Source organism: Cupriavidus sp. GW822-FHT06G04 (assembly GCF_058799075.1).
The window spans coordinates 510,140-534,028 of sequence record NZ_JBXALD010000003.1; the positions used below are offsets into that span (position 1 = coordinate 510,140).

The following is a 23,889-nucleotide window of genomic DNA, read 5'->3' on the forward strand; positions in this document are numbered from 1 at the left end:
TCAGGCGGTGGCACAAGACCAGGGCGACACCGCGCTCAATAGGTGATGGTAGCCGTTACCGTATCGGCATAGCTGCCGGCCTGCGGCGTCGTTTGGCCCGGCACGCGGCCGTAGACCGTGATGGTCCGCGCCACGCCGTTACCTGTGCCGGAGACCGCCGTCGTACCCTGCGTGCCGTCTCCCCAGGGTTGCGTCCGGTTGGCGTCCGAGAATAGCTGATACGCGACCGTCTGCGTGCCGCCGCTACGTGTCATGCGGCGCGCCGCCACGGTGGCGCCCGAGCCCACCCCAGCATTGAGCGCGATTGAATACGGCGCGCCCTGCGTGCATTGCACGGTAAGCGTGCTGGTGGCATCGTGGTTCCCGGCAAGCAATCCGACCGCACCAAAATCGAGTGGCGTGGCCGAGATATTGCAATCGCTGATCACGTTTGCACTGGCGGTGAACGTGATTGGAATGCTGGGAGATGAAAGCTGGCTGCAATCGGGCGGCAACAGCAGATATTCGATATAGGTGACTTCGGCGTTTAGGCCGGTGAACTGCGACGTGTAGGCGCCCACGGTGGCGGCAGTCTGGCTGGCCGGTAGCTGCGCATAGTAGCTGGCGCTGGCACTGCCGTTGCCGAGCAGTGCGGCAAAGTCGAGCATGACCGGTGGCGCGGCGGTGCCTGTACTGCGCGATCCCCATGGCTGGGTGCGTGCGCTATCGGTGTAGATGTTGAAGTTCAGCGTGCTCGCGCCGTTGGCCAGCGTACGAGGCGAAACCGATGTCCCCCCCGATCCGGTGCCGATATTGATGCAGGCGCGTACGCGTGCTGATACGGCCACGCCGGTGCACGTGACAGTGATCACACCCTGCACGTCGCCGGAGTTGCCGCTGACAGGGCTGTAGCTGCCAAAAGCCACCGAGGGCGCCGTGGCTGTGCAGACCGCCCAGGCGGGTTGTGGCCAGCCCGCCAACGCCAGTACGAAGGCCAGCGCCATACGTATCATGACGCCTCCCGAAGGCATGCCACGGGCCCCAACTTCGGCAGCGGATCGGCGCTGGCGCTGTAATGCAGACGCGCGGTACAGACGCCGTCGGCCGTATCGGCGCGGAATGTATTGTCGTCATCGAGTGCGTCGAAGAACGCCAGGCCGTCGTAACCAATCACCGTGCGCGCACCGCTTTCCAGGCGTACGATCACGGTGCCGGGCGGCAGCGGTCGGCCGGCTTCGTCATGTACCACCACTTGTCCGCCGCGGTAGGACTCGACCGAGAAAGTGGCCAGCGCGCCCGACTGCAGGGCTGGCGCGATCGACAAGCGTGTGGAACTGAGCCGCGTGTTGACCGGCAGCGCCAGCGCATCGATCTCGATGCGGTTGGCGTCGTAGGGCAGCAGGTTCGGCACGAGGATATGGCCACTGTCGTTGGTGTTGCCAATGCGACGGTTCTCCACCAGCACCGGCAGGTTTGCCACGCCGCCGGTGGACACCAGAGCGAAGCTCTGGTCGATCCGCCGGCCGGCCATCACGGTGCCGTCCATCGCCACCAGCGACCCGCTTGCGCCAAATTGTGTGCCTACGCGCCCTTGCAAATCCTGCACTGCGCCATACACATCGCCGTAGCTGCCGCGAAAATTGGCCTGCGCATAGCCGCGCCACAGCCCGGCGCCTTTCTGTCCCGACACTTGCCAGCCCCATCCGCCCTCGTAGGGCGTGGCGTGACTGACCGCGCCGATCAGCGTTGGATTGCCGCCGTCTCGGCCGAGCGTGGCGGACGCCGTGGTGGTGCTGTCGATCAGATAGGTGAGCGTCATCGATACGCCATACGACGAGCCCGCTGCAAAGTCGCGATAGGCGCTGGCCGTGAACGACGTGCGGCTGTTCCACTGCGAGGTCCACGCCAGCGATCCAATGCGCGCCGCGCCGTACACCGGATCCGACAGGTCGACATAGCTGGCCGCAATATTGCCGTTGCGGCGGACCGGCACCGATACCGTGGCGCGATACAACGCGCTGGGCATCGGTGCGCCCGATCGCGCCGCCAGATCGGTATAGCGGCCGACGGTACGCGTCCCCTGCACATCGATGGCAAGGCGCGGCGTGCGCCACTGATAGCCAAGCCCGAGCTGCGTGCCGCCGGATGCGCTGAGGCTGGCCGACAAATTGAGTACGCCATTGCCTGGCACCCGGAACAGCGCGCCCGCGCCAGCCACGCCGACGCCGCGCGACGCTTCGCCGTGGCCTTCCAGCGTGACGCCGTCGCTCAGGCCATAGCGCGCCGATCCATTAAAGGCCGGGGCGCTGTCGTAGCGAAAGGAATCGACGCCATAGCCATCACGCAGAAAGCCCGCTTCGAGCGAGTAGTCGAACAAGCCCGGGGCCAGCAGCCGCGCGTCAACATAGAGCGGCACCGTAGTGCTGACGTCGCGCCCCAGCGCATCGCGCACCACGATGGTGGCCTGGCCCGCGCCACTGAGCGCAGGCGCGTTGTTGATCACGAACGGCCCGCTCGGCACTTGCCCCGAGTATTGCCGCACATTGTTGATGTATAGATCGACCGCGCCGGGCACCGCTGCGGACCCGCTCAGCGCCGGTAGCGGATACGTGATGAGGTCCGGACGCAGCCCGAAGTTGCGGCGCACCTGGACGCCGCCCAACCGCACGGGACGCGACCACGGCAACGCGCCGGTGATCATGTCGCCGATCAGCACCGACTGCATGCCCCCGGGATCGGCGTGTGTCCAGTTGGTATCGAGCCGCACGTAACGAGTATCGACGCCATATGCGGTGGCAACGCCCGTGTTGCTAAACACGCCGCCCGGATGGAAAAAGCGCTGCTCGCTATAGACGCCGAACTGCTGCCCGGTGTCAGGCTGCGCATAGGCGTCGTAGTTCAGCACGAAGCCCAGCCCCGGCGTAACCGGCGGGCGCACCCGGCTGCGCGTGCCCAGTTGCGTGGGGATGCGCTGACTGTCGTCGACGGTCAGGTACACGCGCTGCATCGCCGCGTCATAACGCCACGCCACGCCTGGCAGTCGATCGAGTGCTACCAGCCCCTGCGCGTCGACCAGTGCCGGGTCGGCTTGCAGTCCCAGGTCGCGCAGTTCTTCAAGCGGCGTCAGCAACATGCCGTCGCGATCGGTAAACCGCGCCACACTGCCAGTCGATTCGCCATTGACGATGACTTCGAGATATGCAGTGTGGCCGGGCACCTTTTCGACCCCTTGGGCGCATGCCGCAATGTGCTCCACGGCGGTCGCCAGCAAGCAGACGGCCATCGCAAGACGGCGCAGCGCATTGCGGTGCAGATGCAGGGAATCTGTGCGCCATGTCATGAGCCCGCAACTGGCTTGCCCTGCCCGACCGGCAGTGTGCGCGGCTCGCCATTGATGTCGCCTTCGATCCGTACGCTCCCGGTTGGCGCAAAGCCGGCAGGCATGTGGATCTTCCAGATGCGCGTGGCACCCGGCAGCGCATAGCCAAGCAGCCCTTCGGTGACGGTCACGCGCTGCGGGCCGTTGATCACCGCCACGCCGCTGATGCGTGCATGGCGGGCGCCATCGTTGCGCACCGCAAGTTTCCATTCGTCCTGGTCACGCCACATCGTCAGCTTGAGCCGGAGGGGCGCGTCCGCTGGCGTGCCGGCGAACACCGGCACCGAGTAGCGCAACTGCACGCGCACGCCGGATTGGTCGACCTGTGCTTCGCGCTGCGGCAGTTCGTCGATCAGCAGGCGGTAGGCGGTCTCGGTCGGCGGCACGGCGCTGGTACTCGCGTCGTTGCGAAGCACCGGATCCAACGGACGGACCACGCGCACCATCTGCTCGCCGTTGCCGGCAATGCGCAGGATCGGCGGGCTGGCAACGGCGTCGTCGGTCGGCGTCAATACGTCCGCACCATCGGCCTGGGTCCAGCGGAATACGCGCACCTGGGCATGGATCGGGGCACCCGACGCATTGCGCAGTGTTATCGCCGCGGCGCCAGGGCCAGCCGGCAGGTCGATGCGGACAGGCGAAATCTGCAGCGATGTGGCGTGCGCCGGCGGGCAAAGCACCAACGCGGACAGCACGCAGGCGGCCCATGCAGGCAATGCGCGGCGCCGCCCGAAGGCGGCGATGGCCATCAGAAGTTTACGGTGGCGGTGACGGTGGCGGTATAGGTGCCCGCCGCGGGAGTTGGCTGCGTCGGCACGCGCCCGTACATAGTGATGGCCTGCGCCGACCCGTTGCCGGTGCCGCCCACCGTATCGGTGCCGGGCGTGTTGCCCCAGACCTGCGAGCGTGCGCTGTCGCGATAGATCTGGTACTGAACCGTAGTTGCGCCGGTGCCGGCCATCAGGCGATTGGCGATAGAACTGCCTGCCGTGGTGCCGGCATCGATGCCGACCTGATACGGCGCGTTCGTGGTGCAAGTGACCGAGAGCGCGGAGGTCTGGTCGACGTTGGCAGCCAGCACGCCGTGCGAGCCGAAGTCGAGATCGCTGGCGGAGATCGTGCAATCGGCTGTCAATGTCAGCCGCACCGCGAACGTCGTCGTCTTGGTGGCGGCGCCAAGCCAGCCCGGCGATGTTGCCAACGCGCCGAACAACACCACTTGCATCGGCACGCTGAAGCGGCGAGATCCAGTCATACCTATCTCCATTGGCAGCGATGTCCAGATGGTAGCGATCACTGGATCACTTGGCACAAGCTTTTACCATGTTCAATTGCATTTAATGCGAATTGGCGCTGAAATTAGCGAAACTAAACACGATCCAACTGCTTGAAAGCCTTGCCAGAACTGGGTTTTCCGCCGGCGTGCGTGAGGTTTCCCGATACCCGATTCCGCGCGCGCAAGCGGCAACAGTCGTTTGAAACGTGACGCTAAAAAAACTCCGTGAGGCGCTTCTCCAGGCGCCGGGTCGACGTGAGCCTTGAGCCGTGCAAGGGCCTACGGACGATAGAAGTCGTGCCGGATATTAAGGTCACTTCGTACTCGGACGGCGGCGCTTGTCCTTCACGATGGCGCCCTTTGCGCGCAGCCGATCCATCACCCATTGCGCTCCGTCTGCGCAATCCAGTTCCGCAGGCCGCTCTTCGATATTCTTGATAGCGGCAAGCAGTTTGGCGCGGTTGGCCTTCAGTCGCTTCTGCATGTCTTCGATTTCGGCGACCTTGTGCTTGAGTGCATCCAGCAATTCATCATGCTGCCAGTTCCCCGATCCAAGCGGCAGCAAATGCCGGATTTGTTCGAGGGAAAATCCTGCGGCTTGTGCGCTGGCAATGATTTCCAGAATCCACACCGCGTCGGGCGAGTAGTCGCGATAGCCGTTGGACGAGCGCTCCACGGCTGTGATCAGGCCGGCGGCCTCGTAGAAGCGAATGCGAGAGGCTGACAAGCCGCTGCGCCGCGCTAGTTCTCCTATCCTCATAACCAAAAAACATTGACCTTGAAGTGAGCTTCAATCCTACAGTGGATTGGGCCGGAGCGACATCGCAAAAAACCGCTTGACCTTCAAGTTAACTATAACCTTAAAGTCGAGGCACGCTCTAACGAGGTGATCTCATGACCGTGTTCGACATACTCCCCCTCCCCAATGGTTCAAGCCTTCCAAACCGCATCGCCAAGGCTGCGATGGAAGAGAACATGGCGGACGCCGACCATGCGCCTTCCGACGCGCTGATTCGCCTGTACAGCGCATGGGCGGATGGCGGCGCCGGCTTGCTGCTTACTGGCAATGTCATGGTGGACGGCCGAGCCATGACCGGGCCAGGCGGCGTGGTGCTGGAAAACGCGCGGCACCTGGAGCGATTTAAACGCTGGGCCAGCGCAGGCCGCGCCCACGGCGCGCAGTTCTGGCTGCAGATCAACCACCCGGGCCGCCAGATGCCTGCCAGTCTGGGGCAAGCTACCTGGGCACCGTCCGCGGTAGCCATTGATCTGGGCAAGATGTCCAAACACTTCAACCCACCGCAGGCGATGACGGAAGCAGTGATCGTCGACGTCATCCAGCGCTTCGCGCGGACGGCGCAGTTGGGCGAACAGGCGGGCTTCACGGGCGTCCAGATTCATGCCGCGCACGGTTACCTCGTGAGCCAGTTCCTGTCTCCGCTAACGAATCACCGAACAGACCGCTGGGGCGGCCCGCTGGAAAATCGCGCGCGGCTGCTGGTCGAGATCGTCAGGGCGGTTCGCGCGGCGGTCTCACCGAGTTTTGCGGTGGCGGTCAAGCTGAACTCCGCCGATTTCCAGCGTGGCGGATTCAGCGTCGATGACGCGCGCGAAGTCGTGCAAATGCTTAACGGTCTGGACGTCGACTTGGTCGAACTGTCCGGCGGCAGCTATGAAGCGCCAGCGATGCAAGGCCAGGCTCGCGATGGCCGCACCCTGGCCCGCGAGGCGTACTTTCTGGAATTCGCCCGGGACATTCGCGCCGTGGCGAAGATGCCGATTATGGTCACCGGAGGCATCCGCCGCCTTGCCGTGGCTGAGGAGGTGATTCGCAGCGGCGTGGACATGGTCGGCATCGGCACCGCGCTCGCCATCAACCCGCGGCTGCCGCGCGTCTGGCGGGCCGGGCAGCAAGCGGCGCCGGTCCTACCCCCCATCACTTGGAAAAACAAGGCGCTGGCATCGCTGGCCAATATGGCAACGGTCAAGTTCCAACTGCGCCAGCTCAGCCGCGGCAGGCCGACGAACGCGCGTGTGTCGCCATTGCGCGCGCTGATCTTGCAGCAAACCAGCGATGCATGGCGCGCCAGAAAGTACCGGCGATGGGTTAGCGAGCGCGCTGTTGTCTGACCGACGACCCAACCCGACATGCACCTCTACCCTTGCACCACGAAATGACGATCCGCAAATTTGCTGTAACCGGTGCCGTTCTCGGCACCACCCTGACGCCTGCTTGGGCCGATGCCACGCCATCTCCCACCACAAGCATCGATATCGCTGGCCATCGGGTTCCAGTTTTAAAGGGCGGACTCTATGACCGCTTTCGTTCGAACCCGTCGCTTGCCGTCATCGAGGCCGAAGCGCCGGATGTGGACCTGAGTTGGTTCAGAAAACTCAAGAAAGAGAAAGTCGATATTGGCTTTGAATCGTATTCGCCGAACTTCTACTACAAGAACAGCAGAGTTACCGCCATTTTTACCGCGGACATTGACCGGCTTCGAGAATTGATGCCCCCGGCTGTGCTTAAAAAGGTGCAGCCGCTTCAGGTATGGCCCGGCAGAGGATTGGTCGCACTTACGGCCTATGCGTATCGCTACTGCGATAACGATAGCTACAACGAGATTGGGCTATCGGTCATCACGACACGGCCCGATGGCGTCAGCCTCGGACCCTTGACGCTGATGAGCCAGGCTATGTCGAACGACTTCTGGGGCTACGTACTCAAACTGCCCGTCAATACCGAACTTGCGCGGGTGCGAGGAGTCGTCGGATACAACCTGCCGAAATGGCTGACGGGCATCCAGTATCGCGAGACCGACAGTTCGGTCGTCGTCGAGATTCTGGACAGCGACACTGGCAAGGTCGACGTCAAGCTGGAGGCGAGCAAGCTGGACAGTGTGTCGCACAAGGTAGTGCTCGTGACGAACAGCTTCACGAATATCGACCAGCAGGGACGGTTGACCACCGGCCATACAACCTCCCGGCAGCTTTCGCACGCGTCGAGTTCAAGTGCCGAAGCGGTCCATCTGGGCCTGACGGACGGAAGCCTGTCGCTGTTTATCAAATCCCTGAAGCTGGGCAAGATGCTCAAGTACGAATATGTTCCAGAGTTCCAGGGTGCGCTTTACGCACCGAGACTGTTGTAGGCCACGGCTTTCGTCGCATTGGCGACAACGGCGGCATATCACGCAAAACTTCCGCCGCCGTTCTTCTGCATTGGAGTCTGACGAATGACGTCCGCCGTCGCGTGCCTGAGGAAATCTTGCGCTTTTGCTGGCCAGCCGGAGCAATGCACTGAGCTATTCGACTGTGGCGTATGACAGCGTCTTGGGCGTTCGGACGATGACCTCAGGTTCCTCGCCCACGATGACCGTGTCGTCGAGCCTGAAGCCGCCTAACCCATACACGTATAGCCCCGGCTCTGCTGAGTAAACCTCTCCCGCGAGCAAGGCGCGCGTATTGAATGCCATGTCTTCCGGATACTCATGCAGCATCAGGCCCACCGCGTGGCCCGTTCGGTGGAAGACAAACTCACCGTATCCCGCGGCTTCGATCACGGCTTGCGCGGCGGCGTCCATATCGCAAACGCGCCGGCCCACCACCGCTGCGGCCACCGCGGCGTCAGTTGCCTGTGCTGCTACGCTGTAAAGCCTCGCCTGTTGGTCAGAAGGCTGCCCGCAGAACCATGTGCGCTCATTTTCGACATAGAGACCATTTAATCTGGGTAGCACCAAATTGACGATTGTGTCGCCCTTCGCAATTCGCGCACCGCAAGCTGCGCCGTCGCCATGCGGGGACGCGGACGCGGCACCTGTCAGGGTCCAGCATTTCAGGATGTCGAAATCTTCGCCGGGAAACCTTGCGGCCGCTTCCTCGACCATCAGGGCCGCCATGGCGTGGTCCAATTCCTGGACCAGACGACCGGGGCGGATATTCTCTTTGTACCTGTCCTGCACCCAGTCGGTCAGGCTGGCCAAGGCGCGCATGTTCTGCAGTTCCTCATCATGCTTGACCCACCTTAGGCTGCGCATCTCGGCAAGGGCCGGGCGCAGTGTCAACTCCGGTAGGTGGCGTTGCGCCGCGGAAAGAATTGCATGGTTGACGTCCACAGCAATCCGCGACATGCCCAAGCCCTTCTGGGCCAGCAACGCCGCGACCAGCTCCGGCAATTGCGATGGCAGCGCAAGTCGGTTTGCCACGCGCGGATGCTCGGCGTAGTAAGTCACGTCGGCGAGCCAGACGGTGCCTTTTTCCGCCGCGAACCGCATATGGTTGGTCGAAAGCTCATTCATTACAGCGAACGTCTCGCCATTGCGCGGCACGACAACAAAGACCGGCCGCTCCCAAGGCCATACGTCGAGCTGGAAATTTGTGGCGTACTGAAAGAAATCCGGCGTGCCGAATACCAGCGCATCCACGTGCAGTCGGTCCATCAGCGAGCGCATCGCCGATAGACGGTACTCGTGTACAGCTTTCGTAAGATGAGGCATGGCGTGAATCAGAGAGAGATGTTGAGGCGGCGAATGATGGGCCCCCAGGCGTCGGCGTCGCGCTTCATGTAGCGACCCACTTCAGAGGGCGGCCCCTTGATGGCATCCAGAAACTGGAAGGCCAGCTTCTCCTTGAATTGCGGATCGTCGAGTACGTGATTGATGTCCGCGTTGATCCTCTGAATCAGCTCGACCGGTGTGCCGGACCGCGCAACGATCGCGTACCAGCCCGGTACCTCCACGTCGTAACCCAGTTCCTTGAAGGTCGGTACCGCTGGAAGCGCCGGCAGGCGCTGTTCACCGGTCACGGCAAGTGGCACAAGCTTCCTGCCGGCGATAAACGGCTGTACGCCCGCCACGACATTCATCATCACAGGCGTTTGCCCGTTCATCAGACTGGTCGAACCTCCGGTCCCATTGAACGGCACGTGTTGCATCTGGACGCCGGTGCGTTCTGCGACAAGCTCCATCGCCAAATGCGTGGAATTGCCGATGCCACCCGACGCGAAGCTGATCTCACCCGGTCGCGACTTCGCCAACCGCACGAATTCCTGGAATGTCTGTACGTGCAGCGATGGCGACGCAACAAAGACGAACGGCGAATTGGCAAGCATTGCCACACCGGTCAAATCCCTGCTCGGCGAATACGGCAGCTTCGGATAGAGGAACGGATTGAAGCTGAGGTTGGAAACCCCGGCAAAGAACAGCGTGTAGCCGTCAGCCGGCTGCGCCAGCACGTACGAGATCGCCAGCGTGCCGTTGGCGCCCGGCTTGTTCTCCACTACCACAGGTTGCTTCCAGGCTTGCCCGAGCTTCTCGGCCAAGGCGCGGGCCAGCACGTCGTTACCTGTCCCGCCGGCCTGCGGCACCACCAATCGAATCGGTTTCGCTGGAAAGCCCTGCGCCCAGGCTCCCGCCGCCAGCCACAGCGAAGCCATCGCCGCCGAAATCCATCTGCAAATTTGTCGCACGTTAGTACCCCAATTGAGTCGTCATGTCGCCGCCACCATCGCAACGACGGCGACAAATGTACCATGTGGTACATGTAACGGAGAAATTGGGGTTTACGCGGGAGCGCAGACGAAATTTGAGACCGGAAATGGAATAACAGCGTACCCGGCGCGGCAGCTCCATGCTGGGCGAAGGCACGCGGCGAGGGCGAAACGCTTGCAAAAAGCCGGCGCCACGTCCGCGGGCCGGCCCCCAACGCGCTATTTCTTCTTCGTTGACCTGCGGGGTGCGCCCATCTTGTTCGCGAAATACTTGAGCGCTGCCGTGGTGCCCTTACGGTCACCGGTGGTGATCAAGTCGAGCAGGAGACCGCGAATCGTCGCGACTTCGACACGCGCGAACAGCCGCGCCTCCTCAGCATCAATCTCCATGGCCTGCTGCAGGCGCTCGGCAATAACCGCCGTCCAACTGCCGATGACATCATCCAGGAAGCCGCTGAAGCGCTCGCGATCCCGGATGGCTCTGCCATAGATTTCGAACAGCAACTGCATGATCGGCAGGTAGTTGGACGCGGAATAGCGGCCCCATGCCGCAACCATTGCGGCCTCTGCGTCCAGCCCTTCGATCAGCATTTTTTCGCGCGCTTGCTGTTCCGCATGGCGCACGCGGAACAGCAGCGCCTGCCAGAAGCCGTCAGCAGAGCCAAAGTAATAGATCAGCATGCGATGGCTGGTACCAAGAGCATCCGCCACGCTTCGGAGCGAAAGATCGCCGAGGCCGTTTTCGAGAACGTGGGCAGTTGCTGCATCCAACAATTGAAGAGCCTGCTCGCTGGTCGAGCGGTCGGCAGCCGAGGCTTTGGTTTTTGGCATGCTTCGTCTTAGTGCCAAGAGGAACTGGAAAGGCCAGAATGTACCACGCAGTACAACGACAAGAACTCATGGTTCGGACGACTGAACTCAGCAGGTCCGCGTGGGGGGATGATCGACGAATCCGATCCGTCCCACTACGGGAACACCATTGGTGCGCCTTTGTTTTTGGTAACATCCAGCCCCATTCAAACATGCAGATCCGAGGAACACGGCACTATGGGCAAGGCAGGTAGTTGCGCTGTGAGATGTCAGAAAATTGCTGCAGCGATCGTCTGCTCGATGTTGGCCGCCTGCTCCACGCCGGCGCCATCGTCTTCAGGCCGCCAACTGTCGACGTATGACGTGTCGACGGAGTACGCGACCGAATATTCGCCCGACGGTTTTACGTTGCTGGTTTTCCACCGATATCCGGACTTCACGATACGACACACCACAGCGGTCTCGGCTTGCACAACAGCAGCCCGTAGCGTGGCTAACAGTCTTGCCGATCGATGGAGCAGGAAGGTCGCGCCAATTGAGGAGAGTCGTGTCACCGTGCAAACCAGCAGAAATTGGCTGGGCAAGATTACGGCGTGCTCGGCGAAGGTTCCGGTGACGTGGGCGCACTAAGGCCGACGAACGGTCTGTCCCTCTAGACCCCGTCCGGTTATCGACTTAGTCGTATACCGATTCGGCGACGAGGTTGGCGCTGCGTGCACTTGCCTGAGAAGACACGCAGGGTTCTTCAGCAACCGCCGTAGTTTTTTCGGCCACTCGCGGTGATGGTATATGTGCCACCCCGGGGGCCGGTGTAGCAGGTTTGACCGCTCGGCGTTTGCCGACCGGACAGAAAGGAATTGGCGTTACCCGGACGCCCATCGGGACTGACAGAAGACTTTGAAGAGGTGCCAGCATTGGTCGCCCAGCCTCGGTGGCAGTGATACTCGCCGGTCTTTCTATTGGTGTGGCAGCCCTCGGCATTGAGGCCGCCGCCGTGCGCATAGGCCGAGCCCGACATGCATGCTGCCCAAATCCCAAAAGCAGCGATTCGAAGCGCCCGAGTGTTTCGCGATAAACGCTGGTCCATGCGACCTCTTCCCTATGTCTTATGTTTGCAGCATCCTGGCCGCGGATCGCGATTCTGCGGCTGTCCTTCTGTGCGGGCCATCCCGCCGAAGTGGGATGCCTGGCAGCCGAACTGGCTTCCGTCGAGTTCGGATGACGCAGCGGCAGCGCTTTTGTGGCGACCCTCTCGCGATAGATTATTTAAAGCAAATCGCAAATTTATCTCGTTTGTCAGACCGCAATAGGATAGATATCCTGCTTCGGCGCCTGTGACGCTCTTCCGCACTCATACCGTTTAACCATTGCCAGCTGGCACCGCATGACGGAGATACCCCCAATATGTCGACCGATACGAACCAGCGGACGGGAAAATGCCACTGCGGCGCGGTGCGCTTTGTGGTCACGCTGAGCGACGGGCTCAATACGGTCCGTCGATGCAACTGTTCCTACTGCCGCATGCGCGGCGCGGCGGTGGTCGCGGCGGAAATAGGCGGCATCCAGTTTGTGCAGGGAGAAGAGATGCTTACCAGTTACCGGTTCAACACCGGCACGGCGCAGCATTTCTTTTGTTCCCGCTGTGGCATTCACACCCATCTGCAGCGCAGATCGAATCCAAACCTGTTCGGCGTGAACGTGGCCTGCCTGGACGGCGTCAGCCCGTTCGATTTCGCCGAAATGCCGGTTGTGGACGGGGTCAACCATCCAAACGATACCGGCGAGCCTGCGCGACTGGCGGGCACGCTGCGCTTTGTGGCCGCTGCCGTCACGTGAGATGCGAAGGTTTTTCATGCCGCCGCCGCGTGTCAGACCGCGACCGATAGCTGCGGGTCGCCGCGAGACGCTAGCCTTTCAGCAGGAGACTGCAGCGGGAGGCACATCATGCGGGAAGCACAGCGAATGGTCGGGGCAAGGCCGACCGCCGGAACGTTGCTACGGTTGCTGAGAGACACGGTCACCGCCTGGCGCGACGACTATGCGCCAAGCATGGGGGCGGCGCTGGCGTACTACACCGTGTTTTCCGTTGCGCCGTTGCTGCTGATCGTCATTGCGGTGGCTGGGCTCGCCTATGGCGACGAAGCCGCGCGTGGCGCGGTTGTGGCGCAGATCGGTGGCCTGGTGGGCGATGAAGGCGCGCGTGCCATCGAGGACATGCTGGTGTCGCTAAGTTCTCCGGCGAAGGGATCGCTGACCGCCGTGCTTAGCACCGTCACGTTGCTGGTGGGTGCCACGACGGTATTTGCCGAGTTGCAGGATGCGCTGGACCGCATCTGGCGCGTGCCCGAACGCAAGAAGCCGTCGGGCATCTGGGAACTGCTGCGCGCGCGCGTGTTGTCGTTTGGAATGATCCTGGGCATCGGCTTCCTGCTGATCGTGTCGCTCGTGGCCAGCGCGGCGCTGGCGGCGATGGGCCGATACTGGTCGCCGATGCTGGGCGACGCCGAGTGGCTGGCGCAAATGATCGACATGGCGCTGGGCTTCGTGATGGTTACCGTGGTGTTCGCCATGATCTACAAGATCATGCCGCATGCGGACGTACGCTGGCCCGATGTGTGGCTCGGCGCAGCCGTGACCGCGGCGCTGTTCACGGTGGGCAAGCTGCTGATCGGCCTCTATATCGGCAAGACCGGCATCGCCACCGGTTACGGTGCGGCGGGGTCCTTGGTCGTGATTCTTGTATGGGTGTATTACTCCGCGCAAATCTTTCTGCTCGGCGCGGAGTTCACTTGGCTTTACGCCAACCGGTTCGGGTCGTTCCGGGGCCAGGAACTACGCGAACGCCAATCGCGCGCACGGGTGCCGGCGCCCTAGCCTTGCGTCTGCGACGCTGCGCTTTCGCCTTCGATCCTCAGGCGCGGCAGGAACTGCGGGTATTCGCGCTGCATGAAGTCGATCAGCGCTTCACGGATGGCGCAGCGCAGATCCCACGCCAGGCCCGATGACGCGGCGGTGCACAGCACGCGCAACTGCATGGTCTTTTCGGTCGTATCGCTGACCACGAGATTGAAGAAGCGCCCGTCCCATTCGGGCCGCTCCTTGACGATGCGCGTCAACGCCTCGCGCAGCGGGGCAAGCGGCATGCCGTAGTCGACGTGGAAGAACACCGCGCCCATGATCTGCGCGCTGTTGCGCGTCCAGTTCTGAAACGGCTTTTCGATGAAGTACTGCAACGGGATGATCAGGCGGCGCTCGTCCCAGATCTTCAGCACCACATACGTGCTGGTGATTTCTTCCACGCGCCCCCATTCGCCCTCGACGATCAGCACATCGTCAAGCCGCAGCGGCTGCGTCAACGCCAGCTGCAGCCCGGCAATCATGTTGCTGAAGACGGGCTTGGCAGCGAAACCGGCGATCAGGCCGACCACACCCGCCGAGGCCAGCAGACTTGCGCCCACCTGCCGCGCGCCGGGAAACGTCATCAACAACATGGCGGTGCCCATTACCACCACCAGCGTCATCGCAATGCGGGAGATCACGCGCGTCTGCGTGTGAATGCGCCGGGCGCTGATGTTGTCCGCGACATCGACGGGATGCTGGTCGAGTATGCCCTGCGCAAATCCGGCGATGATCCGCACGATCAACCAAGTGGTGGCCACGATCAGCAGCAAACCGTTCAGATGCCGGATGCTGTCGATCCAGCGCAGGTCGTCCGGTGCGGCCTGCCATGTCGTCTGCAACAGCATCAACGGCACCACCGCGGTTGCCGCCACGCGCGACTTTGCCACGATGGCGTGCAGCACCGGCGTATGGCGCGTCATCCGCAACAGCAGCAGGCTGCCAAGCCGATGCACCAGCAAACCGAGCAGTATCGCCGCCACCGCGCCCATTGCCGTGCCAAACCACGGGTGGTTCACCAGGATGGCCATCTTCATCGTTCAGGTTCCTCGCTGCATCATCCCCAAGCGGGTATCCACATAGCGACGCCCCCGACGCCGAAAAGTTTCAGGGCGACACGTGCATGGCCCTCGCCGCGCCTCAGGGGTGCCAGGTCGACGGTTTCTCGATCGGTGTGACGGGCCGCTGGCTCCCCGCCATGGCATAGGAAAGTTTGTTGGCCGCATCGACCACGGTCTGCGCCAGTTCCAGCAAGCGCGTTTCGTTCAGGCGGGAAGTGGGCCCCGATATGCACATCGACCCCAGCAGCCGCCAATGCAGACCGAACACTGGCGCCGATACGCTCGACACTTCGGGCTCGCGCTCGCCGAGGGACAGATGAAAGCCGCGGCGGCGAATCATCTCGTGCAGTTCCCCGGGCTCGCCCGAAAACGCCAGGATGACCCGCCCCGGGGAGCCACTGTCCAGCGGCAGCGCCGCGCCGATCCGCACGTGATGGCGGATCGCCTGCGGGCCTTCCACGCGGAGCAGGCAGGTTCGCTGTTGACCTTCGCGGACATAGAACGACGCGCTTTCACCGGTCTTCATCGTCAACTCGCGCAGCACCGGCTCGACCACCTCCTGCACGTTGAAGGTGGCCTGGTAGCACGCGCCCAGCCACCCCGCCGCGCGGCCCAGCCGCCAGTTTCCGTCTTCTTTCTGCACCAGATAGTTGTCGGCCGCCAGCGTGCGAGCCAGGCGCAGCACGGTGGTCTTGTGGATGCCGGTGCGTCGGCTCAGTTCGGCAAGCGAGAGCTGTGGGTCATTGACGCCGAACGCTTCCAGTACCCGCAGCGCGCGCGTTACCGCGATAACGCCCGAACTGCCGTCCTCGACCTTCGGGATGTCGCCCGAATCACTATTTGAGTTCATGAGCCGAAACGCGGTTCATTGTACGAAACGTGATTGTATAGAGTGAAACGGTGAAACACAATCCAACTCACAACGAAAACGAATTTCGGAGACAGACATGAAGGCCATTCTCAAGCACTGCGCGCAAATGTTTGCCGCAGCCGTGGTGCTCGCGTCCCCCACCACGCACGCCGCGGCCCAGTATCCCGCCAAGCCGATCCGCGTGATCGTGCCGTTTCCGGCCGGCGGGGGCACCGACATCATCGCTCGCGAAGTGACCAATACGGTCGCGAAATCAACGGGCTGGATTTTCGTGGTCGACAACAAGCCAGGATCCGGCGGCAACCTCGGGGTGGACGCCGCGGCCAAGGCGCCGGCCGACGGCTACACCATCGTCCTGGGGCAGACCAGCAACCTGGCCATCAATCCGTCGCTGTACGAACGGCTGCCCTATGACCCGCTCAAGGACCTCGCCCCGATCAGCATGGTGGCATCGGCGCCGCTGGTTCTGGTCACCCACGTCAATTCGCCGTACCACACGCTCAAGGAGGTGATCGCGGCCGCCAAGGCGAAACCGGGCGCTCTCAATTTCGCCTCGCCCGGCAACGGCACCGTGGCGCACCTCGGCGGCGAGCTGCTGCAATCAACCGCGAAGGTGAAGTTCACGCATGTCCCGTACAAGGGTGCGGCACAGGCGGTCAACGATCTGATGGGCGGGCAGGTGGACCTCTACATGGCATCGGTGCCCACGCTGCTCGGCCATATCAAGAGCAACCGGATGCGTCCGCTTGCCGTGACCGCGCCCAAACGCCTGCCTGACCTGCCGCAGGTGCCCACCGTGGCCGAACTTGGCTATCCGGGCTTCGATACCGCAACGTGGTTCGGCTTTCTCGCCCCTGCCGCCACGCCGAAGGACATCGTGGCGCGACTCAATGCCGAATTCAACAAGGCCCTCAAGGCGCCGTCGCTGGCCGCCAAGCTGAACGAGCAAGGCGCATCGGTGCTGAGCGGCACGCCCGAGGCGTTTGGCTCGCTGATCAAGCAGGACATCGGCCGCTGGGCGTCGGTCATCAAGACCTCCGGCGTCAAGCTCGACTGACGCCTTTCTCCTCCCTCTCCCTCCCAGACTGCCAGGATGCCATCATGACTTTGCCAAACATCATCAAATCGTTCGAGCGCGTACCCGCCGAGATCGTCGCGCGGGCCGCCAAATTCCAACCCGCGATTCTGTCCGACGTCGGCGGACGCCGCGGCGCGTTGCATGGCCGGATCCGGGCGCTGCGCCCCACCATGAAAGTGGCCGGCCCAGCGTTTACCGTCGAAGTGCGGCCAGGCGACAACCTCATGATCCACGCGGCATTGGCACTCGCGCAGCCCGGCGATGTGCTGGTCGTCGACGGCAAGGGAGACCAGACCTCGGCGCTGATGGGGACCATCATGATGCACGCGGCACGTCAGCGCGGCCTCGCCGGCGTGGTGATCGACGGTGCGGTCCGCGACAGCCTGGAACTCGACGAGATGCAGTTCCCGGTGTTCTCGGTGGGCACCAATCCGAATGGCCCGACCAAGGAAGTCGGCGGCCGCATCGGCCATCCCATCTCCGTGGGCGGCGTGACGGTGCACCCTGGCGATTACATCTGCGGCGACGCCGACGGCCTGGTGGTAGTCGAGCGCGAGAAAATCGCGGCGCTGCTCGATGCCGCCGAAAAGAAGGAAGAAGCCGAAGCCAAGCGCATTGCCCAGATCAAGGAGGGCAACACCACCGCGCCGTGGCTGCTCGCATCGCTGGTTACCGCTGGCGTTCTGAAACAGGGAGAAGCACTGTGACGAACAAGCCGGTCATCATCGTCACGGGCCCTGACCTTGCGCCGCAAGCGCTTGCGCTGCTGGACGACTACGAAGTCATATTCGCGGGAAAGACACCGCAGGCTGCCGATCTCGTGGCCCTCGCCCGCCAACACAATCCGGCCGGCATTATCGTGCGCTACGGCGCCATCGGCGCCGACGTCATGGACGCCGCGCCGGCCTTGAAGGTGATTTCGAAGCACGGCACCGGCACCGACACGATCGACAAGGCCGCTGCGCGGGCGCGCGGCATCGAAGTGGCCGCCGCGCTCGGCGCCAATGCCGCTGCCGTGGCCGAGCATGCTTGGGCTCTGATCCTGGCGTGCGCCAAGGCCGTCCCACATCTGGACGCGCGCATGCGCCAGGGCCATTGGGACAAGGCCACGTACAAGGCGGTCGAACTGAATGGCCGCACGCTCGGCATCGTCGGGCTTGGCGAAATCGGCCGGCGCGCCGCGGCCATCGGCGTGGCGATGGGCATGCAGGTTATCGCCTTCGATCCCTTTGCCAAGGCAGCCCCGGCAGGCGTGACGCTGGTCGACCTGCCCCGCGTGTTCACGGAATCGGACGTGGTGTCGCTGCACTGCCCGTTGACCGAGGAAAACCGCGCCATGCTGAACCGCGAGACGCTGGCGACGTTCAAGGACGGCGCGATTCTCGTCAACACGGCGCGCGGGGGACTCATCGACGAAGCGGCGCTGGCCGAAGCGCTGCGCAGCGGCAAACTGCTGGCCGCCGGACTGGACAGCTTTGCCGTCGAACCAATGCCGACGCCGCATGTGTTCCGCGAGATTCCCAACGTCATCCTGTCGCCACATATCGGCGGCGTCAGCGACGCGGCGTATGTGAACATGGGCGTAGGCGCCGCGAAGAACGTGCTGGCAGTGCTGCAAGGGGTGCCCGCGCCGGCCTGACCGCGCACGGCGGCATTGCCGGCATCGGCAACCAGAAACCTAAGAACGTGTCCGCACGATCCCGGCTGACGGCCGGATACGATGCGGCACAAGGAGACAACGATGTTTCATCGAACCATTGCCTGCGCGCTGGCGGGTGCGACGCTGCTCGCCAGCCTGTCCGCCGCGGCCGCATATCCCGACAAACCGGTCCGCATCATCGTGCCGAATCCGCCCGGCGGCGCCGTCGATGTGGTGACGCGCAAGATCGCCCAAAAGCTTACCCAGCAGACCGGACAGAGCTTCGTGGTGGAGAACAAGCCGGGGGCGTCCGGCACGATCGGGACCTCCCAGGTCGTAAGCGCTGCCGCGGACGGCTACACATTGCTGGCGAACGACAACTCATACACCACCCTGCCCTATGTCTTCAGGAAACTGAGCTGGGACCATCAGACTGCTTTGGTGCCGATTGCGCCGTTCGCGTTTTCGCCGGTCGTGCTTGGCGTCAAGGCCGACTCGCGCTTCAAGGATCTGGCCTCGCTGGTCGCCTACGCCAAGGTGCATCCAGGCGAAGTGACGTTCGGCAGCGGCGGCTCCGGCAGTTCGCCCCATTTTGCGGCCGAAGCATTCCAGCAAGCCGCGGGTATCAAGCTGATGCACGTGCCGTACAAGGGCGCGGGAGAGGCCATGGTTGGACTGCTGTCCGGCAGCGTGGACCTGCTGGTGGTATCGACGCCGACTGCGCTGGCGCCGGTCCGCGGCAATCAGATGCGCCTGCTTGGCATCAGCGGCAAGACCCGTCTCGATGTGTTTCCCAACGTGCCCACCTTCGCGGAAGCTGGCGTTCCCGGATTCAATCTGTTCAATTGGTCCGGCCTGGCCGCACCCAAAGGCACGCCCGCCGATGTCATCGCGCGACTGCAGACGGAAATCCATCGGGCGCTCCAGGCGCCCGACATGAAGGGGTTCCTCGCGCAGATGGGATCGCAACCGGGTAACCTTGACAGTCCCGCGTTCGCACAGCTGATTCAGCGCGAAACTGCGCAATGGGCCGCGGTCGCGCAAAAGGCGCAGATCGAAAAGCAATAGCCAGGAGCAACGATGTTCCTTATCGAACCACCGGCAGTACGCGAAGCGAGCGTCTTTAGCGCGCTGCCAGCGTCATGGCGGCGCAACGACCCTACCAATGCCTGGGCGCATGCCAATCGCGGCGGCGCAACCATCCACTCTTTCCTCGAAGGACCCGTGTGGGCCGATGGCCACCTCTGGGTGACCGACATTCCCTACGGCCGTATCTTCCGTATTTCGATGCAAGGCGAATGGGATCTGGTGGTCGAATATGACGGCGAACCCAATGGCATGAAGCGTCTGGCCAACGGCGATTTCCTGATCACCGACTATCGCAACGGCCTGATGCGTCTGGATACGCGGTCGGGCAGCGTTACGCCGTTTCTGGAGCGCCGAAATTCGGAGCGCTTTCGTGGCGTGAACGACCTGACCTTCGATTCGCACGGCAACCTGTATTTCACGGACCAGGGCCAAACTGGTCTGCACGATCCGACCGGACGCGTTTATCGCCTGGCGCCCGACGGCAAACTCGATGTGCTGCTGGACAACGCGCCCAGCCCGAACGGCGTGGTGCTGTCGCCCGACGAGAAAGTGCTGTTCGTCGCCATGACGCGCGCCAACAGCGTGTGGCGCGTGCCATTGCAGCCCGATGGCTCTGTCAGCAAGGTCGGGCAGTTCTTTACTTCGTACGGCCCGAGCGGTCCCGACGGCCTTGCTATGCGCGCCGATGGTCATCTGCTGGTGGCCAATCCGGGCCTCGGCTATGTCTGGGTGCTCAATCATCGCGCCGAACCGGTCGAGGTGATCCGCAGCCCCGCCGGTGCATCGCTGACCAACCTGTGCTTTGGCGGCGCGGATCGCACCACGCTATTCATGACCGAATCGACCACCGGCACCATCCTGTGCGCCGACATGTCGGCAGGCGGCGCGCCCGTGCACGAGGGGCGGCTTGCATAAACGCCGTCCCGTTCGGAACCGCCTTGCCGGATGCATGCGATTGCCATAAGCACGTGTATTCCAGCGGCTTTCCGACGGTGCCTTGCGGGACGTTGAGACCAGCCGATGCGTCGGTGGACGACTATCGGGGGAGTCAGCGAGCGTTGCGAACTTAGCACTCTCTCAAGCGCGATCTAAAAGTGCGGTCATAATAGAAAACCGCCGAAAATGGGATCAGACTTGATGGCTACTCCCCGCACAGATCTTCGCACCCTGATTCTGGCCCTGGCGCTTGGCGCTTGCGTCATTACGCTAGCCAACTCCCTGTATTCCTCGTACCGCGTGATGCGGGAGACTTTGATTCAAAATGCTCTTGACGCCAACCACGCCTATAGCGCGCGCGTGGCTGCGTCGGTCAACGCATTCCTCCTGTCGGCCCAATCGCGGCTGCAATATGCGGCAGGCAAACTTTCAGATCGTTTCACCGACATCCCTGCGCTCGCTTCGGAGGCAAGGCGATTGCAACTCGAAGACGACGCATTCGACAGCGTGCTGATTGTTGATTCGAGTGGGCGCATCTTGGCAGGCGCACCGGATTCCCTGCGACTGGACGGCATGCAGCTATCGACTCCAAGCGCGCAGGCCGCCCTGCAAGAGCGAAAACCACTGGTCAGCCCTGCCTTTCGATCTGGCTCCGGAAATCTGATTGTGTTCATCTCGGCGCCGATCATCACGCGAGCCGGTGAATTTCTTGGATATATAGGCGGAGCGATCTATGTGGAAAAGGACGGAATTTTGCATTCGCTGATCACCAAGCATTTCTATCTGACCGACGCTCAGGTCTATTTGGTGGACTCCCAGCGCACGCTCCTGTTCCACACCGTCAGTACACGTATCGGACTGAGGGCTGGGGCAAACAAAGGCATTGACAATGCGTTCGATGGGCAAGACGGCAGTTCCCGCATGACCACCGGACGAGGTAACGATGTGCTGAGCGGGTACGCGTTTATCCCCGCCGCACGCTGGGCCGTCGTCAGTCAGCAACCGGTGACTTCAGTGCTGGCCCCGCTTCACATATTGATGAGCAGGATACTCAAAACGGCGACGCCGATTGCGGTTGTGGGCTTCCTTGTGATTTGGGGATTGGCCATACTGATTGCACGCCCGCTACGTCGCCTCGCAGAAAGCACGACCGACACAGGACTGATTGAAAGCGCCGACAAGATAGCCCGCGTCCGTGCCTGGTATTTCGAATCGAACAACCTTAAACAGGCACTGCTACGCAGCATCAACTCAACGCAAGCCAGGGTTACGGGTTTGGAGCTAGCCTCGCAGACCGATCCTCTGACCGGTTTGGCAAATCGGCGAGCCCTCGACGAGGCGTTGGCCGACATCCAAAAGAAAAGAATGCCCGTCGCACTTGTAGCGCTCGATATCGATCACTTCAAGCGCGTCAACGACACATTCGGCCACGACGTCGGCGATCTGGTTTTGCAGCATTTGGCGCGATGCATTCGTGATTGCTCCCGCAGCCACGACTTGCCATGCCGGGTTGGGGGCGAGGAATTTCTGGTCTTGCTGCCGGATACGTCCCTCTCCGCTGCAATGGAGTACGCGGAGCGACTTCGGCAAACAGTGGAAAGATCAGCAATGCCACAAGTGGGACATATCACCATTTCGATTGGCGTTACGACGTGGCCACGAGCAGATCAGCCCCTCGCCGATGCAATCAAAGATGCGGACGAGCGAATGTACGAAGCGAAGCGTGGCGGCCGAAATCGCGTCGTTGCAAGTCTGGGCGAAGGCAAACTGGAACGGCAAGAACTCCGTTTGTAGAGCGGGTGTGGGGCAGGGGAAGGTCAAGAACAGAACCCCAAGCGGCTAATCCCGGGGTAGCCACATTCGTTCAATTGCAAGATGGCCACAACGAGCAAGCCATCCACGTCGTTTGACTTCGCAGTCGCTCCAACTTTCCCTCGTCGGGCCCCGGCGCTCGATCGCGCGGCGTTGTGCTGATGAAGCGCAGCGTTAGCAAGGTTTCCTTCTAATTCAAATCAGCGACTCAGTTGCCGCTTTTTTGACGTCGCGCAAACGCCATTGGTTGTTCCGTAAGGCGAACAATGGTCGAATTCCCGCTCCGTTCCATCTAAACGGAATATGCGGTGCAACGGAAAGCAGGTGCCTTTGAGTATCGTGAAGCCGACGCAGTACGACATCCGCATCCACTTTCCTCTGCCATAAATCGGGAACCTATTCGAATTTGTCTCGCGGGATAATCTTCTCCGCCACTGGAGCCGAGAATATCAACACTTACCTTGGAGGATAGCTATGCCAAAACAGAATCAGATCTCTCCTGACGGGAGAAAATTTTCCGCCTCCAGAACGACGACGCCGGCGGACGACTACTCACCCAAGAAAGTCTTTATCGACACCCCCACAATTGAAGTTATTATCAGTGATTCGAGGCTACGTAGCATGGGGTCACAGTGGGGGCATGTCGCAATCGAAATCGACGGAATCGTTTATAGCCGAGCCCACGAGGAGTACGTAAAAATAGATAGAAATACCTATTTCTATGGAGGAATCGTCAATCTGACTAACAGTTCAATACGCACCAGTGGCAATCTGTGGCGGGACAATGTGGGCCTTATGCTAAGAGTATCTCCTTCCGAGAAGGTAAAGGTAAGACGCGAACTGGAACGCCGTGTAAGTGTGGACCGGATATTCAAGCGGACGCATCCGAACAGAAGCACATACAATTTGTTTGATAATAGTTGTTCATCAAATGTGGCTGACGTGCTCGAATCAATTGGAATTCTGGCTCATGACCCGCGCTGGCTTCCGACACCCGTAACGCCCGCAGAGTTGGATGCAGCCCTCATGAAATCAAAACGGCTTGCCAAGAAGAATTACTATCCGAAGCGAGGTAGCCAGTGAAGAAGCGCTATCTGACCCTCGGCCTTGTCCAATTGCTTTTGATTTTTTTGTCCGCTTGGCTAAGGCGAGCGTCCTGGCAAGAAATTGATTTCGCAGACGCCACATGGAGCCCGAGCGCGCAGCTTTCGCTTTCCTTCTACTGTCTGGCGGGGTGGTTGATAGCGCTGGCTATAGCAATATGGTTCGCCGCTGCTGACAGGGCGAACAGAACAATGCTCGTTCTGTTTCTGGTTCTGCTTTTACCAGCCATCGAATTTTTCGCATGGTTTGCGTTGAGCTTCTGATCGCTAGCAATCGAGTGGAATTCCGGCGCAATGCCGTCGATGAGACGTGTTCTATCTGCGATGCGGCGTGAAACGCCGCGTCGTTTCTCCATAGAAATCACCAATTTGGGTTGAGACGCGACGAATTTTTGGGCGAATCCCGCTCAACTCTCGTCCATGCAGCCGTTACGCCTGGTCTGCAGCAACCACGCCCCGCCTGCATTCCTGCCGGC

Annotated in this window: 24 protein-coding genes; 12 read left to right on the top strand and 12 right to left on the bottom strand. The window is 61.9% G+C overall.

Annotated features, from left to right (window positions below):
* Positions 1-35: 35 nt before the first annotated feature.
* The 5 genes from AC1RKI_RS09635 to AC1RKI_RS09655 form a co-directional block, all read right to left on the bottom strand.
* Positions 36-992: a Csu type fimbrial protein gene (locus AC1RKI_RS09635; RefSeq protein WP_492797566.1), complete on the bottom strand. Its 957-nt coding sequence runs from the start codon at positions 990-992 to the stop codon at positions 36-38.
* Positions 989-3,319, bottom strand: coding sequence for a fimbria/pilus outer membrane usher protein (locus AC1RKI_RS09640; protein ID WP_492797564.1), 2,331 nt, complete (start codon positions 3,317-3,319; stop codon positions 989-991). The genes AC1RKI_RS09635 and AC1RKI_RS09640 overlap by 4 nt, the downstream gene beginning before the upstream one ends.
* Positions 3,316-4,107: a fimbrial biogenesis chaperone gene (locus AC1RKI_RS09645; RefSeq protein ID WP_061959557.1), complete on the bottom strand. Its 792-nt coding sequence runs from the start codon at positions 4,105-4,107 to the stop codon at positions 3,316-3,318. Before AC1RKI_RS09645 ends, AC1RKI_RS09640 begins: the two co-directional genes overlap by 4 nt.
* Entirely contained in the window at positions 4,107-4,613 is a 507-nt protein-coding gene (locus AC1RKI_RS09650; RefSeq protein WP_061959558.1) for a Csu type fimbrial protein, read from the bottom strand. Before AC1RKI_RS09650 ends, AC1RKI_RS09645 begins: the two co-directional genes overlap by 1 nt.
* 334 nt (positions 4,614-4,947) lie before the next feature.
* Positions 4,948-5,394 carry a MerR family transcriptional regulator gene (locus AC1RKI_RS09655; RefSeq protein WP_341249188.1) on the bottom strand — a complete coding sequence of 149 codons (447 nt, stop codon included), beginning with the start codon at positions 5,392-5,394 and terminating at the stop codon, positions 4,948-4,950.
* Positions 5,395-5,528: 134 nt separating this feature from the next.
* On the opposite strand from AC1RKI_RS09655, the gene AC1RKI_RS09660 reads away from it, so the two are divergent.
* The gene (locus tag AC1RKI_RS09660; RefSeq protein ID WP_492797562.1) at positions 5,529-6,764 is read left to right on the top strand and encodes an NADH:flavin oxidoreductase/NADH oxidase family protein; all 1,236 of its coding nucleotides are present in this window, start codon (positions 5,529-5,531) and stop codon (positions 6,762-6,764) included.
* A 44-nt stretch (positions 6,765-6,808) separates the two neighbouring features.
* Complete coding sequence (locus AC1RKI_RS09665) at positions 6,809-7,780, top strand: acetoacetate decarboxylase (ADC) (RefSeq protein WP_492797560.1); 972 nt, start codon at positions 6,809-6,811, stop codon at positions 7,778-7,780.
* A 153-nt stretch (positions 7,781-7,933) separates the two neighbouring features.
* On the opposite strand, the gene AC1RKI_RS09670 is transcribed toward AC1RKI_RS09665, so the two are convergent.
* The 5 genes from AC1RKI_RS09670 to AC1RKI_RS09690 form a co-directional block, all read right to left on the bottom strand.
* Positions 7,934-9,124: a M24 family metallopeptidase gene (locus AC1RKI_RS09670; protein ID WP_227461148.1), complete on the bottom strand. Its 1,191-nt coding sequence runs from the start codon at positions 9,122-9,124 to the stop codon at positions 7,934-7,936.
* An 8-nt stretch (positions 9,125-9,132) separates the two neighbouring features.
* Positions 9,133-10,062: a Bug family tripartite tricarboxylate transporter substrate binding protein gene (locus AC1RKI_RS09675; RefSeq protein ID WP_492797557.1), complete on the bottom strand. Its 930-nt coding sequence runs from the start codon at positions 10,060-10,062 to the stop codon at positions 9,133-9,135.
* Between the two features lie 273 nt (positions 10,063-10,335).
* Positions 10,336-10,947, bottom strand: a complete 612-nt coding sequence (locus AC1RKI_RS09680) for a TetR/AcrR family transcriptional regulator (protein ID WP_227461150.1) — start codon at positions 10,945-10,947, stop codon at positions 10,336-10,338.
* Between the two features lie 248 nt (positions 10,948-11,195).
* Complete coding sequence (locus AC1RKI_RS09685; RefSeq protein WP_492797555.1) at positions 11,196-11,510, bottom strand: hypothetical protein; 315 nt, start codon at positions 11,508-11,510, stop codon at positions 11,196-11,198.
* A 161-nt stretch (positions 11,511-11,671) separates the two neighbouring features.
* Positions 11,672-12,013 carry a YHYH domain-containing protein gene (locus AC1RKI_RS09690; protein WP_492857531.1) on the bottom strand — a complete coding sequence of 114 codons (342 nt, stop codon included), beginning with the start codon at positions 12,011-12,013 and terminating at the stop codon, positions 11,672-11,674.
* A 317-nt stretch (positions 12,014-12,330) separates the two neighbouring features.
* On the opposite strand from AC1RKI_RS09690, the gene AC1RKI_RS09695 reads away from it, so the two are divergent.
* Both AC1RKI_RS09695 and AC1RKI_RS09700 read left to right on the top strand, forming a co-directional pair.
* Entirely contained in the window at positions 12,331-12,762 is a 432-nt protein-coding gene (locus AC1RKI_RS09695) for a GFA family protein (protein ID WP_150981667.1), read from the top strand.
* Positions 12,763-12,888: 126 nt separating this feature from the next.
* Positions 12,889-13,800 (top strand): YihY/virulence factor BrkB family protein, encoded by a 912-nt coding sequence (locus tag AC1RKI_RS09700; protein WP_061958844.1) that lies wholly within the window; start codon positions 12,889-12,891, stop codon positions 13,798-13,800.
* On the opposite strand, the gene AC1RKI_RS09705 is transcribed toward AC1RKI_RS09700, so the two are convergent.
* Together AC1RKI_RS09705 and AC1RKI_RS09710 are read right to left on the bottom strand one after the other, a co-directional pair.
* Positions 13,797-14,861: a mechanosensitive ion channel family protein gene (locus tag AC1RKI_RS09705; RefSeq protein ID WP_492797553.1), complete on the bottom strand. Its 1,065-nt coding sequence runs from the start codon at positions 14,859-14,861 to the stop codon at positions 13,797-13,799. The genes AC1RKI_RS09700 and AC1RKI_RS09705 overlap by 4 nt on opposite strands.
* A 103-nt stretch (positions 14,862-14,964) precedes the next feature.
* Complete coding sequence (locus AC1RKI_RS09710; protein WP_227461154.1) at positions 14,965-15,735, bottom strand: IclR family transcriptional regulator; 771 nt, start codon at positions 15,733-15,735, stop codon at positions 14,965-14,967.
* Positions 15,736-15,862: 127 nt separating this feature from the next.
* Here AC1RKI_RS09710 and AC1RKI_RS09715 point away from each other — a divergent pair, with 127 nt between their 5' ends.
* The 8 genes from AC1RKI_RS09715 (at position 15,863) to AC1RKI_RS09750 (ending at position 23,677) form a co-directional block, all read left to right on the top strand.
* On the top strand, positions 15,863-16,813 hold the full coding sequence (locus tag AC1RKI_RS09715) for a Bug family tripartite tricarboxylate transporter substrate binding protein (protein ID WP_492797661.1): 951 nt from the start codon (positions 15,863-15,865) through the stop codon (positions 16,811-16,813).
* Between the two features lie 44 nt (positions 16,814-16,857).
* Complete coding sequence (locus AC1RKI_RS09720; protein WP_404994933.1) at positions 16,858-17,541, top strand: RraA family protein; 684 nt, start codon at positions 16,858-16,860, stop codon at positions 17,539-17,541.
* Positions 17,538-18,473: a hydroxyacid dehydrogenase gene (locus AC1RKI_RS09725; RefSeq protein ID WP_492797550.1), complete on the top strand. Its 936-nt coding sequence runs from the start codon at positions 17,538-17,540 to the stop codon at positions 18,471-18,473. The genes AC1RKI_RS09720 and AC1RKI_RS09725 overlap by 4 nt, the downstream gene beginning before the upstream one ends.
* 102 nt (positions 18,474-18,575) lie before the next feature.
* A complete protein-coding gene (locus AC1RKI_RS09730) occupies positions 18,576-19,541 on the top strand; it encodes a Bug family tripartite tricarboxylate transporter substrate binding protein (protein WP_492797548.1) in 966 nt (321 codons plus the stop codon).
* 12 nt (positions 19,542-19,553) lie between these two features.
* Complete coding sequence (locus AC1RKI_RS09735; RefSeq protein ID WP_061958850.1) at positions 19,554-20,477, top strand: SMP-30/gluconolactonase/LRE family protein; 924 nt, start codon at positions 19,554-19,556, stop codon at positions 20,475-20,477.
* Positions 20,478-20,699: 222 nt separating this feature from the next.
* Positions 20,700-22,292 carry a GGDEF domain-containing protein gene (locus AC1RKI_RS09740; RefSeq protein ID WP_492797546.1) on the top strand — a complete coding sequence of 531 codons (1,593 nt, stop codon included), beginning with the start codon at positions 20,700-20,702 and terminating at the stop codon, positions 22,290-22,292.
* Positions 22,293-22,784: 492 nt separating this feature from the next.
* Positions 22,785-23,393, top strand: coding sequence for a hypothetical protein (locus tag AC1RKI_RS09745; RefSeq protein WP_492797544.1), 609 nt, complete (start codon positions 22,785-22,787; stop codon positions 23,391-23,393).
* Positions 23,390-23,677, top strand: coding sequence for a hypothetical protein (locus AC1RKI_RS09750; RefSeq protein WP_150980958.1), 288 nt, complete (start codon positions 23,390-23,392; stop codon positions 23,675-23,677). The genes AC1RKI_RS09745 and AC1RKI_RS09750 overlap by 4 nt, the downstream gene beginning before the upstream one ends.
* Positions 23,678-23,889 lie beyond the last annotated feature (212 nt).